This window comes from Mycolicibacter longobardus (assembly GCF_002102265.1).
In the GTDB taxonomy this organism is placed as follows: domain Bacteria; phylum Actinomycetota; class Actinomycetes; order Mycobacteriales; family Mycobacteriaceae; genus Mycobacterium; species Mycobacterium longobardum.
The window spans coordinates 122,274-137,560 of the sequence record NZ_LQPG01000028.1 but is presented as its reverse complement, the minus strand read 5'-3'; the positions used below and the strand labels follow the sequence as shown (position 1 = coordinate 137,560).

The 15,287-nt window shown below is 70.7% G+C and carries 11 protein-coding genes; 7 read left to right on the top strand and 4 right to left on the bottom strand.

Annotated elements, in window-relative coordinates; translation table 11 throughout:
* Positions 1-2 precede the first annotated feature (2 nt).
* Positions 3-608: a YqgE/AlgH family protein gene (locus tag AWC16_RS15820; RefSeq protein WP_085265685.1), complete on the bottom strand. Its 606-nt coding sequence runs from the start codon at positions 606-608 to the stop codon at positions 3-5.
* Between the two features lie 125 nt (positions 609-733).
* Here AWC16_RS15820 and AWC16_RS15815 point away from each other — a divergent pair, with 125 nt between their 5' ends.
* The 4 genes from AWC16_RS15815 to AWC16_RS15800 all read left to right on the top strand — a co-directional run bounded on the left by AWC16_RS15815 (position 734) and on the right by AWC16_RS15800 (position 5,602).
* Complete coding sequence (locus tag AWC16_RS15815) at positions 734-2,041, top strand: MFS transporter (protein WP_085265684.1); 1,308 nt, start codon at positions 734-736, stop codon at positions 2,039-2,041.
* Complete coding sequence (locus AWC16_RS15810; RefSeq protein ID WP_085265683.1) at positions 2,028-2,801, top strand: TIGR03084 family metal-binding protein; 774 nt, start codon at positions 2,028-2,030, stop codon at positions 2,799-2,801. Before AWC16_RS15815 ends, AWC16_RS15810 begins: the two co-directional genes overlap by 14 nt.
* Before the next feature lie 458 nt (positions 2,802-3,259).
* Entirely contained in the window at positions 3,260-4,441 is a 1,182-nt protein-coding gene (locus AWC16_RS15805) for a PPE family protein (protein WP_085265682.1), read from the top strand.
* Positions 4,442-4,462: 21 nt separating this feature from the next.
* Complete coding sequence (locus tag AWC16_RS15800; protein ID WP_085265681.1) at positions 4,463-5,602, top strand: PPE family protein; 1,140 nt, start codon at positions 4,463-4,465, stop codon at positions 5,600-5,602.
* A 9-nt stretch (positions 5,603-5,611) separates the two neighbouring features.
* On the opposite strand, the gene AWC16_RS15795 is transcribed toward AWC16_RS15800, so the two are convergent.
* From AWC16_RS15795 to AWC16_RS15785, 3 genes are all read right to left on the bottom strand, one after another.
* Positions 5,612-6,469 carry a PE-PPE domain-containing protein gene (locus AWC16_RS15795; RefSeq protein ID WP_085265680.1) on the bottom strand — a complete coding sequence of 286 codons (858 nt, stop codon included), beginning with the start codon at positions 6,467-6,469 and terminating at the stop codon, positions 5,612-5,614.
* A 112-nt stretch (positions 6,470-6,581) separates the two neighbouring features.
* Positions 6,582-7,121 carry a pullulanase gene (locus AWC16_RS15790; protein ID WP_085265679.1) on the bottom strand — a complete coding sequence of 180 codons (540 nt, stop codon included), beginning with the start codon at positions 7,119-7,121 and terminating at the stop codon, positions 6,582-6,584.
* Between the two features lie 25 nt (positions 7,122-7,146).
* A complete protein-coding gene (locus AWC16_RS15785) occupies positions 7,147-8,589 on the bottom strand; it encodes a CCA tRNA nucleotidyltransferase (RefSeq protein ID WP_085265678.1) in 1,443 nt (480 codons plus the stop codon).
* Between the two features lie 105 nt (positions 8,590-8,694).
* Between AWC16_RS15785 and AWC16_RS15780 the strand changes: the two genes are divergently transcribed.
* From AWC16_RS15780 to murJ, 3 genes are read left to right on the top strand one after another with little or no spacing between them, the layout of a single operon-like run.
* Positions 8,695-9,459: an NUDIX hydrolase gene (locus AWC16_RS15780; protein ID WP_207572333.1), complete on the top strand. Its 765-nt coding sequence runs from the start codon at positions 8,695-8,697 to the stop codon at positions 9,457-9,459.
* A 29-nt stretch (positions 9,460-9,488) separates the two neighbouring features.
* Positions 9,489-11,810, top strand: coding sequence for a DUF6049 family protein (locus AWC16_RS15775; RefSeq protein WP_420094305.1), 2,322 nt, complete (start codon positions 9,489-9,491; stop codon positions 11,808-11,810).
* Positions 11,807-15,193 carry a murein biosynthesis integral membrane protein MurJ gene (gene murJ, locus AWC16_RS15770; protein ID WP_234812297.1) on the top strand — a complete coding sequence of 1,129 codons (3,387 nt, stop codon included), beginning with the start codon at positions 11,807-11,809 and terminating at the stop codon, positions 15,191-15,193. The genes AWC16_RS15775 and murJ overlap by 4 nt, the downstream gene beginning before the upstream one ends.
* The last annotated feature ends 94 nt before the right edge of the window (positions 15,194-15,287 follow it).

Genomic DNA, 15,287 nt, shown 5'->3' with positions numbered 1-15,287 from the left:
GCTCAGTTGCGGCTGATGTCGATCGGGTGGGTGGCCAGCAGCGCGGTGGGCCAGGGCTGCCGCCGCAGCGCTCGACCCCACAGGTCCACCCGTGGCGGCACCATCACGTCGGACGGCAACGCCGACAACACGATCCAGTCGTCACGCTCGATCTCTCCCTCGAGCTGGCCGATGGTCCAGCCGGCGTATCCGGCGAAGATCCGCACCCCTTCCACGTGGGGAGCGATGGTCTCCGGCTCGGCGTCGAGGTCGACCATCACCAGCCGGCCGTCGATGTGCCGCAGACCGGGCACACCGTGGTGCTCCGCCCCGACCCGCAGCAGACCGACGCACAACGCCGCGTCGCGTTTCACCGGCCCGCCGATGAACATCGTCTTGGGTTTGGCGGCCAGATCGGACCACTGCGGCAGCACGTTGTAGACCGCGGTTTCACTGGGGCGGTTGAGCACCACGCCCAAGGTGCCACCGTCGTTGTGCTCGACCACGTAGATCACCGTGCGGCGAAAGGTGGGTTCGAGCAGGTCGGTGTTGGCCAGGAGCAGCGTGCCGGCCCGTACCCGATGCGCAGCGGGCGCGACGTAGTCCTCGGGGTCTTCGGGTTGCGCCACTCTCCCATAATGTCACCCGAGACCCGTGATCGTGGGCCAGCTGTGCCGAACGTCAAGCGACCTCAAAGATTTGTACTCTGGTCTGGGGCCGGTGCCGCGTCGCCGCCCGAGTCTGGAGAGGTTCTGTGGTGGACACCCGCGCGCCCGCATCGCTGTGGCGGACCGCGCGCGGCCTACCGGAGTTCCGCCGCCTGCTGGAACTGCGGGCGGTAAGCCAGTTCGGGGACGGCCTGTTTCAGGCCGGGCTGGCCGGCGCCCTGCTGTTCAACCCGGACCGGGCCGCCGACCCGTGGGCGATCGCCGGGGCGTTCACCGTGCTGTTCCTGCCGTATTCCGTCCTGGGACCGTTCGCCGGCGCACTGCTGGACCGGTGGGACCGGCGGATGGTGTTGGTGGTGGCGAACTCCGCTCGTCTGGTGCTGGTGATCGGCATCGCCGCGCTGTTGGCGGCGGGTGCCGATGATCTGCCGGTGCTGTGCGCGGCCCTGATCGCCAACGGGTTCACCCGGTTCATCGCCTCCGGGCTGTCGGCGGCGTTGCCGCACGTGGTGCCTCGCGAGCAGGTCGTGACGATGAATGCCCTGGCGATCGCAACCGGTGCGGTGGCCGCCTTCCTGGGCGCCAACTTCATGCTGCTGCCGCGTTGGCTGGTGGGCTCCGGCGACCGCGGCGCCGCCTCGATCATTGCGGCGGTGACGATTCCCGTCGCGATCGCCTTGGTGCTCTCACTGCGCTTCCCCGCCCGCGTGCTCGGTCCCGACGACACCAAGCGCGCCATCCACGGCTCGGTGCTCTACGCGGTGACGACGGGCTGGCTGCACGGTATCCGGACGGTGCGGGACCGGCCCACCGTCGCCGCCACCCTGTCCGGGCTGGCCACCCACCGAATGGCCTTCGGCATCAACACCTTGCTGGTGCTGGTGATGGTGCGCCACGTCGGCGAGCACGCGGTGGCCGGTCTGGGAACCACGGCGTTGTTCGTCGCCGCCGCGGGCGCCGGATCCTTTCTGGCCACCGTGCTCACGCCGCCCGCGGTGCGCCGCTGGGGCCGCTACGCCACCGCCAACGGCGCCCTGGCGGCAGCCGCGGTGATCCAACTCGGCGCGATCGGGCTGTACCTGCCGGTTCTGGTGGCGTGCGGCTTCCTGCTCGGAGTGGCCGGGCAGGTGGTCAAACTGTGCGCCGACACCGCCATGCAGATCGACGTCGACGACGCTCTGCGCGGGCACGTGTTCGCGGTCCAGGATTCGCTGTTCTGGATGTCGTTCATCGTCGCGGTGGCCGGCACCGCGGCGGTGATTCCCCCCGACGGGCAGTCACCCTCGCTGATCGTCGCCGGCACGCTGCTGTACCTGGTGGGCTTGACCGCGCACGCCATCATCGGGCGGCGGCGCGAACCGGTGGGCTTAAGGTACGGAGATGGCGGAAACTGAACCGATCGTCGCTGATCTGACTGCCGAAAGCGACGAGCTCGATGCCCTGGTCGCCCCGCTCACCAACGGTCAATGGGGCGCCCCCACGCCGGCGGCGGGCTGGTCGATCGCCCACCAGATCGGTCATCTGCTGTGGACCGACCGGCTCTCACTGACCGCCATCACCGACGAAGCCGCCTTCGCCGACGCGCTCGCGGTGGCGATGCGTAATCCGACCGAATTCGTCGACGAGGGCGCCGCCGAGTTGGCGCAGCTCCCGCCCGCCGAGCTGTTGGCGGACTGGCGCTCGACCCGGGCGCGGCTGCACGAGGCGCTGCTCGGCGTCGCCGAGGGCCGCAAGCTGCCGTGGTTCGGGCCGCCGATGAGCGCGACGTCGATGGCCACCGCCCGGCTGATGGAGACCTGGGCGCACGGCTTGGACGTCGCCGACGCGCTCGGGGTGAAGCGGGTGCCGACCGCGCGGTTGCGTTCGATTGCGCATCTGGGTGTCCGGACCCGCGACTTCGCCTTCGCCGTGCACAACCTGACCCCGCCGGCCGAACCGTTTCACGTGGAACTACACGCACCCGGCGGCGGTGTCTGGGCGTGGGGCCCGGTGAACGCCGAGCAGCGGGTAACCGGGTCGGCCGAGGACTTCTGCTTCCTGGTCACGCAGCGCCGTGCGCTCGGTGACCTCGACGTCGTCGCGCACGGGGATGACGCGCAGCGCTGGCTGGAGATCGCCCAGGCTTTCGCGGGGCCTCCCGGCCGGGGGCGCTGAGCGCGCCAGCGCGAAAGCGAGACCCAGCCGCATCAGCACCGCCGGGGGCGCTGAGCGCGCCAGCGCGAAAGCGAGACCCCGGCCGCATAGGCACGCCGCCGCGCGCTAGTCCCGGTCCGACTGGGAACTCTTCGACGCCGTCGCGGTGTCATGTCGTCAGATTCCCACTCGGCGGGAGGCTCGAGACCCGCGCGCCCACCGCCGTCCCGGGCCTGGTGAGGCCGCTTGGCAGCCGAGTTTGACGCACGGTGACCGCAATCCCTGCCGGGCGGTCGCCACAACTTGGCCACCTGGCCTCAATGCCGGGTTTACCTGCCCGTTCGCTCATCTGACGGCCCCGTCCGTCTGGACCCGGCCCCGCCGGCTGACGCGGCGAACCCGCGGACCGGGCTGGACGCACCTGCCGCACGGTTGCGAACCTTCACCCCATTCGGTCGAGCCTGGGAAGGTGCTGTCAAATGCTGGATTTCGGGGTGCTGCCGCCTGAGGTCACATCGGCCCGGATCTACTCCGGGCCGGGTTCGGTCCCGATCATCGCCGCGGCGACGGCCTGGGATGGACTGGCCGCCCAGTTAGAGGCGTTCGCGCAGGGGTACGCGTCGATCACCTTGAGCCTGGAGGGCGAGGGGTGGTCGGGTCCGGCCGCCGCGGCGATGGCGGCCGCGGCGACACCGTTTGCGGAGTGGGCGGCGGCCACCGCGGCGCAGGCCACGCAGGCGGCCAGCCAGGCCCGGGCGGCGGCGGCGGCCTATGAGGCGGCGTTGGCGGCGACAGTGCCGCCGGCGGCGGTCACGGCCAACCGGACGCAGTTGCAGCAGTTGAGCGCGACCAACATATTCGGGCAGAACACGCCGGCGATCGCGACCACCGAGGCGGACTACTCGGAGATGTGGGCCCAGGACACCGGCGCGATGTACGGCTATGCCGCGTCCTCGTCGCACGCCGCCGAGTTGCCGCCGTTCGCCGAGCCCCCGCCGACCACCAACCCCGCCGGGCTGGCTGCACAGGAGGCTTCGGTGGCCGAGGCAGCCGCGACAGCGGGCGCGCAAGACCTCACCAAGGTGATGTCCGCGCTGCCTCAGCAGCTGGAAAACCTCTCCACCGGGCCGGGTGCCGTCTCCGCAACGGCGGCGCCGACGCTCAAGGAACTGTTGCTGCTGGAAGAGATCGGCATGGTCAACACCCTGTCGGGTCCGTCGACCTATGCCCTCCAACTGGTCCGCACCCTTGCCAACGGGGGATCCTTCCTGCTGGCGGCCCAAAAGTTTCTCAGCGCCGGAGCCGGCGCCGCGGCGGCCGCGGCGCCGGCGGTGGCCACGGCCGGCGCGGCCGAGCTGGACGCGGCAGGTGCCGGTGGCGCGGTGCTGGCCAGTGTCGGAGAAGCGACGTCGGTGGGAGCGCTATCTGCACCACATGCCTGGGCCGAAGCTGTGCCCGTGGCCACCATGGCCGAAGATCCGCTGTTCTTGTCTGACGTCGAGCTGGCCGCCGAGTCCGAGGCCGAGGGACTCACGCCGAGCATGATGGGCGCACTGCCGGCCGCGGCGCTGGGCGGCGCGCTCGCGCGGGGTTCGGTCAGCAATGTGCTGCGGGTCGCGCCCCGGCGCTTCAAGATGCCCCGCCACTCTGCCGGCGGCTGAGCGACCAGGTCGGCGATTCTGATGTTTCACTTCGCGATGTTGCCGCCCGAGATCAACTCGGCCCGCATGTATGCCGGGCCGGGTTCGGGGCCGCTGATGGCGGCGGCGTCTGCCTGGGACGGCCTGGCCCTGCAGCTCGAACTGTCCGCGATCGGCTACTCCGAGGCGCTGACGAGTCTGCACGGTCACAGCTGGTCGGGTCCGTCGGCGACCGCTATGGCCACCGCCGCCGCACCGTACGTCGAGTGGGTCACCAGGACCGCACTCCAGGCCGAGCAGGCAGCCGCCCAGGCCCGGATGGCAGCGGCCGCCTACGAGGCCGCGTTTGCCGCCACCGTGCCGCCGGCGGTGGTCGCCGCCAACCGCACCTTGTTGGCCGCGTTGGTTGCGACCAACTTCTTCGGACAGAACCTGCCGGCGATCGCGGCTACCGAGGCCGCCTACGGCGAGATGTGGGCCCAAGACGCCGCCGCGATGTTCGGCTACGCCGAAGCGTCCGCGCCTTCCGCGGACTTGTCGCCGTTTGCCGAACCGCCGGCGACCACCACCCAGGCTGGCCTGGCCGCACAGGAGGCCGCGGTGGGCCGTGCCGCCGCCACCCCGGTCGAGGGCGAGGCAGCGTCGACGCTGCCCCAACAGCTGCAAACCCTGTCGGCGCCGGCAACGGCGGACCCCGCACCGACACAGCCGCCGCCCCCGTCGGTGCTCGAACTGCACCAGTACTTCAACGCCTACACCAAGTTCACGCAAACACCGATACAGATTCAGCTCACCAGCGGAGCGTGGGGAAGTCTGCTGTTCAAACTGGGAGAGGGCGTCTTGCCGCACAAGGCAGCGGCGATCATGCCGGCCGCCGGGCTCGGGGCCGCGTCGGCGGGTGTTCACCCGACGGCGGTTCACGCCCGGGTGGGCACCGCGATGCCGATGGGCCCGCTGTCGGTTCCGCCGGGCTGGGCGGCGGCGACACCGTCGGCCGGCACCGCCGCGGTGCAGTTGACCAGCGCAAGCACGCCGGCCATCACCGCGACGCCGGGCTCGACCCCACACTTGATGGCTCCGCCGCTGGCGGGCGCGGGGGCGCAGCAGCGCACCGGGGGCACCCCCGTGCTTCGTACCCTCAATCGGCGTTTCCGGATGCCCCGGCCCGCCTTCGCGGGATAACGGCACCACTCACAACAACTCCAGCAGCCCGCCCATGATCATCTGGGCCGAGTTCATCAACGCTTGGAACATGTTCACGTCCCAGGTATCGATCATGAAGTAGCGCGTGAGGTCTGAGCCGATATCGGGATTCAGGGTCGCCCCCGCGACCTCCTCCGGCGACAGGCCGAGGTAGGCCAGGTGGTCGGAGAACATGCCGAACATGTTGGCGCCACCCGCCCAGTTGGACCAGCCATCGCTGGTCAAGGCGTAGACGTCCGTGGGGTACAGGTCATTCGGGGTCAGCTGACCCATCGCCTCATCGACCCGGAGCATCCTGAAGATCTCCGCGGCCAGGTCGGCCACATCGTCGCGCCAGGGCTCCGGAACCCAACTGAGCAAGGTCTCCATGAACCCGGTCAGAAACCCGCCCTCGGCGGCGCTGTTGCCCACGAGCACGAAATGCAGCGCCTCCGTGGGTATCCCGTACTCGGCGAGTTGTAACTGTGCCTGCCCCGCCACCACGGAGGCCTGCGAGTATCCGAAGACATACAGCGGGTCCTCCGCGTCGAATGTTCCAGCGTCCCATCTGTTCTGGATCGCCGCCACGAGGATCTCGGTGGCACCTCGCAGACTGGCGTTCAGATCGTAGGTCTGAGGCACCTGGAGAAACGTCGCTGTGCCGTCTTCGGGGAACCCGTTCGGTATCAGGTAGCGGTCTTTGCTCAGATCCAGCCAGTACTGGTTCATCGCCGGGATCATCACCAGGGCTTCGCTGGTCAGGGCGAAGTCCGGGTGCATCGCGTGGGTCGCCCCCGCCGGCCCCGCCGTTACGCCCGCGACCATCAGCGGCACCGCCAGCAGGCTGCCAATTGTCTTCGCGCTCACCACTGTTTCCCCAACATCACGGGCTCCCGACCGTGCCGCGCTATCGACGCGCCAATCGGATTCAACATTAACATAGCCGCCATCTGCGGTCTGCTGAATCGCAGTCGGGGCCTCACAAGATCATGGCCCCGTCGGCGGCGCCGTCGCCGTCGGCATCGGTGAGCTTGACGTCCCACCGCCCGTCGCCGTCGGTGTCGACGTAGGCCGCGCCGTAGCCGACGGTGCCGTCTGAGTCATGGCCGATCAGCACCCGATCGGCCCGGCCGTCGCCGTCGAAGTCGAGCAGCCGGTCATCGATGCGTCCGTCGCCGTCGAAATCCACCATCGGGCCGCCGGTGTGCTCGGCGCCGTCGAGCCCCAACCAGCGCAGCCCGCCCGATCGGTCCGCGGCGCCGGCGGCGAGACCATGCCCCCAGGTGCCGGAGCCGTCGTCGGTGAAGTCGGCCTCCGGGTAGCCGTCGTCGTCGAGGTCCAGCATCAGGTGATCGGCCACCCCGTCACCGTCGAGATCCACCAGCGCGTCGTCGCGCAGCCCATCACCGTCGAAATCGAGGCTGATCGCATCGGCCAGCCCGTCCCCGTCGAGATCGAGGTCCGCAGGCCCGCTCCACATCGTCGCCGCACCGTCACCGTCGCCCAGGCAGTAGTCCATACCCTCATCAGACGGAACGGCGTTGCTATCGGTTCCCCTGCGTCTGCCACCACGCCAGCAGTTCGGCGGTGGCCTCCTCGCGCGACAGCGGCCCCCGCTCCAGGCGAAGCTCCTTGAGATAGCTCCACGCCCGGCCCACCTGCGGGCCCGCGGGGATGCCCAGCAGCTCCATGATCTCGTTGCCGTCCAGATCCGGCCGCACCCGCTGCAGGTCTTCCTGGGCGGCCAGCACGGCGATCCGTGCCTCGAGCTCGTCGTAGCTGGCCTGCAGGCGCGCCGCGCGCCGCTTGTTGCGGGTGGTGCAGTCCGCGCGGACCAGCTTGTGCAGCCGGCCCAACAATGGTCCGGCGTCGGTGACGTAGCGGCGCACCGCCGAGTCGGTCCACCTGCCGTCGCCGTATCCGTGGAACCGCAGATGCAGGTAGACCAGCTGGGAGACGTCGTCGATCATCTGCTTGGAGTAGCGCAGCGCACGCATCCGCTTGCGGACCATCTTCGCGCCCACCACCTCGTGGTGGTGAAAACTGACCCCGCCGTCGGGTTCGTGGCGGCGGGTGGCCGGCTTGCCGATGTCGTGCAGCAGCGCCGCCCACCGCAGCACCAGGTCCGGGCCGTCATCCTCCAGGTCGATCGCCTGCCGCAGCACGGTCAGCGAATGCTGGTAAACGTCCTTGTGCTGGTGGTGCTCGTCGATCGCCATGCGCATGCCGCCGACCTCGGGCAGCACCACATCGCCCATCCCGCTGGCCACCATCAGGTCCAGTCCGGCGGCCGGGTCGGCGCCCAACACCAGCTTGTCCAGCTCGGCGGCCACCCGCTCGGCGGTGATGCGAGCCAGCTCGGGCGCCATGTCCTCGATCGCGGCGCGCACCCGCGGCGCCACCGTGAAACCGAGCTGGGCGACGAACCGTGCGGCGCGCAACATCCGCAGCGGGTCGTCGCCGAAGGAGTCCTGCGGTGCCGTCGGCGTGTCCAACACGCGATCCCGCAATGCGGCCAGGCCACCGAGTGGGTCGAGGAACTCCCCCGGACCGTCCGGGGTGATCCGGACCGCCATCGCGTTGGCGGTGAAATCGCGGCGCACCAGATCCTGCTCAAGCGAATCACCGAACCGCACTTCGGGATTGCGGGACACCCGGTCGTACTGGTCGGCCCGGAAGGTGGTGATCTCGAGACGCTGCCCACCCAGGGCGGCGCCGACGGTGCCGAACTCGATGCCGGTGTCCCACATCGCCTCGGCCCGTCCCCGCAGAATGCTCTGCACCTGCTCCGGCCTGGCGTCGGTGGTGAAATCCAGATCCGGGCCCGGCCGGCCCAGCAGGGCGTCGCGCACCGATCCGCCGACCAGATACAGCTGGTGGCCGGATTCGACGAACATCGAGCCGAGGCTGCGCAACAACTCGGCGTGCCGGTTCAGCACGACCGCCGCCGCTGTCAGCAGGTCGGCGTCCTGGTGGGCTTCGGGCACGTTCGATGAGCTTAGCGGCGATCGCCAGGACGGCGAAGCCGGGCGAAGCGGGTGGTCCGGCGAGGCAGGCAGGTTGGCCCGAGCGTGCCAGCTACTATCACATGGGTGTCGGCCGACGGCGGAGAAGCCAACTCGGGACGGCGCCGCAGGCGGCGCCGCGGTCGACGCACCTCAGGTCCGAAGGCCAGCCACGCCGAATCGCCGGCCGCCGACAACAACCCCGGTGCGGCCACGCCTACCGGCCGATCGGCGCAGAGCCGGCCCCGCAGCGCGCGACACGGACCGGACCGCCTTCGCACCGTGCATGAGACGTCCGCCGGCGGCCTGGTCGTCGACGGCATCGACGGGCCGCGGGAGGAGCAGGTCGCGGCCCTGATCGGCCGCGTCGACCGGCGGGGCAGAATGTTGTGGTCACTGCCCAAGGGTCACATCGAGGTCGGCGAGACCGCCGAACAGACCGCGATCCGCGAGGTCGCCGAGGAAACCGGCGTCCAGGGCGACGTGCTGGCCGTCCTGGGCAGCATCGACTACTGGTTCGTCACCGACGGCCGCCGGGTGCACAAGACCGTGCACCATTACCTGATGCGGTTCTCCAGTGGAGAGCTGTGCGACGACGACGTGGAGGTCACCGAAGTGGCCTGGGTGCCGATCCGGGAACTGCCGTCGCGGTTGGCCTACGCCGACGAGCGCCGCCTCGCCCTGGTCGCCGACGAGTTGATCGACCGGTTGCAGTCCGACGGCCCGGCCGCCCTGCCGCCGCTGCCGGTGACCGCGCCCTGGCGGCGACCGCAGACGCATTCGCGCGCTCGCCGCACCCGCGCAGGCGAGTCCTCGCCGGACCGGAAGAACGGTCGCGGGCTGGACCCGTGATCCGCACGCGACCAAGCGGCGTGGGTACCTTGCCTACCTTGTCAGGGCCCCTCAACGCCTTTCCGGCGGTACTGGCCGCCCTCCTGATGATCCTCGGCACGGCGCTCGCCGCCGCCGCTCCGCACGCCACGGCCGGCGAACCCGACACGGCGCCGTTCGTCCAGATCCGCATCGACCGCGTCACCCCGGAGGTCGTCACCACCTCCAGCGCCCCGGTCGTCACCGTCGCCGGCACGGTGAGCAATGTCGGCGACCGGCCGGTCCGGGATGTGATGGTGCGCCTCGAACAGGCCGGCGCCGTCGCCTCATCGGCCGGCCTGCGCACCAACCTCAGCGGCACCAACGACCAGTACCGCCCGGTGGGTGCGTTCAGCACGGTGGCCGACGAGCTGCAACGCGGCCAGGAAGTCCGCTTCACGCTGTCCGCCCCGCTGCGTGCTTCGAACCAGCCGGCGCTCAACGTCGACCGTCCCGGCATCTACCCGGTGCTGGTCAACGTCAACGGCACGCCCGACTACGGCGAGCCGACCCGCCTCGACGACGCCCGCTTCCTGCTCCCGGTGACCGGGCTGCCCCGAACCGACGCCGGATCCGAACCGTCCGCGGGCGCCGTCGCTCCCGACATCTCTGCACCGGTGCGGCTCACCATGCTGTGGCCGCTGGCCGACCGGCCCCGGCTGACACCCGGCGCACCCGGCGGCACGCTGCCGGTGCGGCTCACCGACGACGACCTGGCGACTTCACTGGCCCCGGGCGGCCGGCTGGACGCGCTGCTGTCCGCTGCGGAATTCGCCACCAGCCCGACCGTCGACGGCAGCGGAGTGGTCAACAAGTCGCTGTGCCTGGCGATCGACCCCGACCTACTGGTCACGGTCAACGCGATGACCGGCGGTTACGTCGTCGCCGACTCCCCCGAGGGCGCCAGCTCCCATCCGGGCACCGGCCAGGCGGCGGCCGCGCTCTGGCTGGAACGGCTGCGTCGGCTCGCCCACCGCAGCTGTGTCACCGCAATCCCCTACGCCCAGGCCGACCTCGACGCACTGGCCCGGGTGGGTGATCCCCGGCTCGCCGAGACCGCGGTCAGCAAGCCCGCCGACATCGTCGACCGGATCCTGCAGGTGACCTCGATCCGCGGTGCGGTCCCGCTCGGCGACGGCCGGCTCACGGCGGGCGCCGCGGACCTGATCGGCGCACAGGGCTCGGAGGGGCCAGCGGTGGTGATCACCGCCGGCGACTGTTCGGCCCAGGACTCGATCACCGGGGCCTCCGCCACCGCCGACGTCACCCCCCGGCGGCTGTCCCCCGAACTGGTGACCGCCCCGTACGACCCCGCCGTCGGCGCGGCCCTGGCCGCGATGGGCACCGATCCGGTGGCACCCAGCTATCTGGACGGGTCCCTGGCCGTCCGGTTGCACCACGACTCCGCGCTGGCTCGTCGCCAGGACGCTCTCGGCTCGATGCTGTGGCGGGGGCTGGAGTCCCCGGAGAGTCCGGGCGAGCCCCGCGACGAGATTCTGATGCCGCCGGCGTACTGGAAGCCCCGGGCTGACGATGCCCAGGCCGTGCTGACCACATTGGCCACCGCACTGCGTTCCGGGCTGGCGGTGCCCCGGCCGCTGACCACGGTGATCGCCGAGTCCCGGGACGTCACCACCGCGCCCGCACATCCGCTGCCGGCGGTGCAGCCGGTCGGCGGCTTCGGCCCGGACGTCACCGATGCGGTGGCGAACGACATCGGCAGGCTCTGGGCGTTGACCTCGGCGCTGACCACCGACGTCCGGACCGGGCTGACCGGTGAGGCGTACACGGCGCCGATCGCCGAAGGCATGCTGCGGGCCCTGACCCAGTCCGAGCCCCTCGATGTGCGCAATGGCCTGGCGGCGCAGCGGATGGCGATCATCGGCGGCACCGTCGCGGATCTGATCGGTGCGGTCACCATCGTCAATCCGGCCGACTCGTACACGCTGGCCACCGAGCACAGCCCGCTGCCGCTGGCGCTGCGCAATGATCTGGCGGTGCCCATCCGAGTACGGCTGCACGTCGACGCCCCGCCCGGCATGACGGTGACCGATGTCGGCGAGTTGGAGTTGCCGCCGGGCTACCTGCCGCTGCGCGTTCCGGTGGAGGTGCGGGTCAACCAGCACTTCGTCGTCGATGCGGCGCTGCAGACCCCCGACGGGCTGCCGCTGGGCGAGCCCGCGCGGTTGTCGGTGCACTCCAATGCCTACGGCATGGTGCTGTTCCTGATCACCATGACCGCTGCGGCGGTGCTCACCGCGCTGACCGGACGTCGGCTCTGGCACCGTTTCCGCGGCCAGCCCGACCGCGCCGACTTGGACCGGCCCCGGTGAGCACGCCGGCCCCGCAGCCCGCGCGCCCCGAGCTGACCGACGCCGCGGTGGTGTCCCGCTCGTGGGGGATGGCGCTGGCCACCCTGGTCAGCCGGATCACCGGGTTTGTTCGCGTGGTGTTGCTGGCGGCCATTCTGGGGGCGGCGCTGTCCAGCGCGTTCTCCGTGGCCAACCAGCTGCCCAACCAGATCGCGGCGCTGGTGTTGGAGGCGACGTTCACCGCGATCTTCGTGCCGGTGCTGGCCCGCGCCGAACGCGACGACCCCGACGGCGGGGCCGCGTTCGTGCGGCGCCTGGTTACGCTGGCCACGGCGCTGCTGCTGGCCACCACGGTGATCTCGGTGGCGGCGGCGCCGTTGCTGGTGAGGTTGATGCTGGGCGGCGACCCGCAGGTGAATCAGCCCCTGACAACTGCGTTCGCCTACCTGCTCCTTCCCCAGGTGATCTGCTACGGACTGTCCTCGGTGTTCATGGCGATCCTGAACACCCGCAACATCTTCGGGGCGCCGGCCTGGGCCCCGGTGGTCAACAACGTGGTCGCGATCGCCACGCTGGTGGCCTACCTGCTGATGCCGGGTGAATTGTCCGTCGACCCGGTGCGGATGGGCAACGCCAAGCTGCTGGTGCTTGGCCTGGGCACCACCGCCGGGGTCGTGGCCCAGACCGCGGTGCTGCTGGTGGCGATACGGCGGGAGCGGATCAGCCTTCGTCCGCTGTGGGGAATCGACGACCGGCTCAAGCGATTCGGCACGATGGCCGCCGCGATGGTGCTCTACGTGCTGATCAGCCAGATCGGCCTGGTGGTGACCAACCAGATCGCCAGCACATCGGCCGCATCCGGCCCGGCGATCTATTACTACACCTGGCTGTTGCTGCAGCTCCCGTTCGGCATGATCGGGGTGACGGTGCTGACGGTGGTGATGCCGCGGCTGAGCCGTAACGCGGCCGCCGGTGACGACCCCGCGGTGCTCGCCGACCTGTCGCTGGCCACCCGTTTGATGATGATCACGCTGATTCCGATCGTGGCGCTGATGACGGTGGGCGGCCCGGCGATCGGCAGTGCGCTGTTCGCCTACGGCAACTTCGGCAATGTCGACGCCGGCTACCTGGGTGCCGCGGTCGCCATGTCGGCGTTCACGCTGATCCCGTACGCCATGGTGCTGCTGCAACTCCGGGTTTTCTACGCCCGGGAGCAACCGTGGATTCCGATCGCGATCATCGTGGTGATCACCGCGGTGAAGATCGCCGCCTCGGTGATCGCCCCGCACCTGACCGAAACGCCGGATCTGGTGGCCGCCTACCTGGGCCTGGCCAACGGGCTGGGCTTCCTCGCCGGGGCGGTCGTCGGGCACCTGCTGCTGCGACGCTCGTTGCGTCCGGTCAGCGGTCACCTCCTGGGCCCGGAGGTGGTGCGCACCGTCCTGGTCACGCTGACGGCTTCGCTGCTGGCCGGGCTGGTCGCCGAAATGCTCGACCGGACGCTGGGCCTGCGCGGCCTGACCGATCACGGCGCGGCCGGATCGATGCTGCGCCTGCTGGCGCTGACACTGGTGATGCTGCCGATCATCGCGGTGGTGATGCTGCGCGCACAGGTGCCCGAAGCCACGGCAGCCCTGACCGCGGTGCGCCGCCGGATCGGTGCGCGCGGGCCCCAGACCGGCGTGACCAACCCGCCTTCCCCCGATGCGAGTGTCCCGTACGCTGAGCACAACCGTTTGCCCACACCGGGCGGGGACGTGACGAACGGTCCCGCCCGGCACATGCCTCCGGAGCACATCGCCGGTGGCTGGACACCGAAAGGCGCGGAGGTGGCCAACATTCCCTCGGAGGGCGCCGGCGCTCGGGCCGCGTCGCGGACCGTTGCTCAGCCGCAGACCAAGCGGCCCGCCGGCGGCTCGGCCGGCTCCGAGCCGGTGGTCGACGACAGCCAGCTGACACCGGGCCTGAGCATCGCCGGCGGCCGTTACCGGCTGCTGGTGCGCCACGGCGGCACCCGGGTGCTGCAGTTCTGGCAGGCACTGGACACCGCGCTGGACCGGCAGGTGGCGCTGACGTTCGTCGACCCGGATCAGACCATGCCCGAGGAACAGCTCACCGGCATCCTGTCGCGCACCCAGCGGCTCAGCCAGATCGACCTACCCGGTATCGCCCGGGTGCTCGACGTGGTGCGCATCGGCTCGGGCGGGCTCGTCGTCTCCGAGTGGGTGCGCGGCGCCTCGTTGCAGGAGGTCGCCGGCACAGCACCGTCGCCGATCGGCGCGGCCCGGGCGATCCGGTCGCTGGCCGCCGCCGCCGAGAAAGCCCACCACAGCGGCGTGGCGCTCTCGATCGACCATCCGGCCCGAGTCCGGGTCAGCATCGACGGCGATGTCACCCTGGCCTTCCCAGCGACCCTGCCCGACACCAAGCCCGAAGACGACATCCGCGGGATCGGCGCCACCTTGTACGCGCTGCTGGTCAACCGGTGGCCGCTGGCCGATATCGGGGTCAACGGCGGGCTCGCACCGGCGGACCGGGACGCAAACGGCAACCCGATCAAACCCGACGCGATCAATCCCGAGATCCCGTTCCAGATCTCCGCGGCCGCCAGCCACGCGATCCAGCCCGACGGTGGTATCCGCGGCGCCTCAACGCTGTCGAACCTGCTGCAACAGGCCACCGCCGTGCACGAGCAGACCGACCTGCTCGGACCCGTCGCCGACGAGCCGCCCGCGCCGCGTCCCAAACCGCAGCCGGACCCCGAGACGCTGGCGGAGCGGCGCCGGAGGATGCTGATCGGAGCCGGTATCGGCGGGGCCGTCATCCTGATCGCGCTGCTGGTGTTGGCCTCGGTGCTCAACCGGATCTTCGGTGACGTCAACGGGTTGGACAAGACCGAGCTGGGTCTGAGCAGTCCGTCGGCGTCGGCGCTGCCCGGCGCCACCGGCCCCAGCGGCGTCGTGAAGCCGGTACAGGCGACAGTGTTCTCCCCCGGCGGTGAAGCCGACCGGCCGCAGGACGCCGGTTTGGCCATCGACGGAAATCCGGCGACCTTCTGGTCGACGGACACCTACTCCGATCCGGTGCCCTTCCCGAATTTCAAGAACGGCGTCGGGCTGATACTGCAGCTGCCCAAACCCACGGTGATCAGCAACGTCTCGCTCAACGTGTCCAGCACCGGAACCCGGGTGGAGCTGCGCTCCTCCCCCACCCCGAAGCCCGCGCGGCTCGAGGACACCACGCTGCTGGCCCCCGCCAAGGCGCTGCAGCCCGGTACCAACAAGATCATTGCGGACTCCTCGGAGCCGACGTCGAACCTGCTGGTGTGGATCTCCACGATGGGCAGCACCGGCGGCGAGAGCCGCACCCAGATCTCCGAGATCACCGTGCAGGGTGCCTCCTAGGCGGATCGCAAGCGCGGGTCGCCGTTGTGGCCCCAGCGATCGCAGCCGGCCTGTGCACAGGGCCGCTGAGGTGAAGTGCCGCCGGGCCGCCGGC

Excerpts from the sequence above, each read along its gene's own strand:
- AWC16_RS15805 (WP_085265682.1), top strand. The coding sequence starts at position 3,260 with ATGCTGGATTTCGGGGTGCTGCCGCCTGAGGTCACATCGGCCCGGATC.
- AWC16_RS15810 (WP_085265683.1), top strand. The coding sequence starts at position 2,028 with ATGGCGGAAACTGAACCGATCGTCGCTGATCTGACTGCCGAAAGCGAC.
- AWC16_RS15790 (WP_085265679.1), bottom strand. The coding sequence starts at position 7,121 with ATGGACTACTGCCTGGGCGACGGTGACGGTGCGGCGACGATGTGGAGC.
- AWC16_RS15800 (WP_085265681.1), top strand. The coding sequence starts at position 4,463 with ATGTTTCACTTCGCGATGTTGCCGCCCGAGATCAACTCGGCCCGCATG.